2 protein-coding genes are annotated in these 770 nt (G+C 66.1%); one reads left to right on the plus strand and one right to left on the minus strand.

The window, feature by feature from the left end:
- The first annotated feature begins 65 nt into the window (after positions 1–65).
- A complete protein-coding gene (locus EN906_RS35985) occupies positions 66–317 on the plus strand; it encodes a BrnA antitoxin family protein (protein WP_348629311.1) in 252 nt (83 codons plus the stop codon).
- A gap of 21 nt (positions 318–338) precedes the next feature.
- Here EN906_RS35985 and EN906_RS35990 read toward each other — a convergent pair.
- A partial coding sequence (locus tag EN906_RS35990) for a PLP-dependent transferase (protein ID WP_206529287.1) occupies positions 339–770 on the minus strand: 432 nt, incomplete at its 5' end.

A 770-nucleotide genomic window follows, 5' to 3' on the forward strand; every position in this document is an offset into this window, starting at 1 on the left:
CCTCTAAGACGATCGTACGCCGTGAGGCTGCTGCGCCCCAGCTGTCACGTGCTGACGCTTTGGCGTTGGCCAAAAAGGCGCTTGCCGCGATGACCGACGAAGAAGATGCCAAGATCACCGCTGCGGCCGAAGCCGATCCGGATGCTCAGCCAACCGATGCCGTTTCGCGCCGCAAGGTTGGCCGGCCGCCGCTTGCCCGGCCCAAACGTGCCGTACAGCTACGCCTCGACGCCGACGTTCTCGACCGCTTCAAGGCCGCTGGCGATGGCTGGCAGACCCGCATGAACGAAGTGCTGCGCAAGGCGGTCGGCCTGTAATCCTGTGACGACGCTCGCGCGCTACCTGGCCTTCAGCGCCTGCGCGATGTCCTCGAGCAGATCGTCGGTGTCCTCCAGGCCGACCGAAAGCCTGAGCGTGCCCGGCCCGATGCCGAGCTCGGCGCGCGCCTCGTCGCTGAGGTTCTTGTGCGTCGTCGTCGCCGGGTGGGTGATCAGGCTCTTGGCGTCACCGAGATTGTTGGAGATCAAGACGATGTCGAGCGCGTTCTGCAAGGCGAAGGCCGCCTGCTTGCCGCCCTTGACGTCGAGACAGATCAGTGTCGAGCCGCCCGACATCTGCTTCTTGACGATGTCGGCCTGCGGATGGTCGGCGCGGCCGGGATAGATGACGCGGGCGATTTCCGGCCGCTCGGCCAGGAAATCCGCGATCCGGCCGGCACTTTCCGTCTGCTGGCGCACGCGCAGCGGCAGCGTTTCCAGGCCTTTCAGCAG

Origin of the sequence: Mesorhizobium sp. M7A.F.Ca.CA.004.06.1.1 (assembly GCF_003999135.1) — a bacterium.
In the GTDB taxonomy this organism is placed as follows: domain Bacteria; phylum Pseudomonadota; class Alphaproteobacteria; order Rhizobiales; family Rhizobiaceae; genus Mesorhizobium.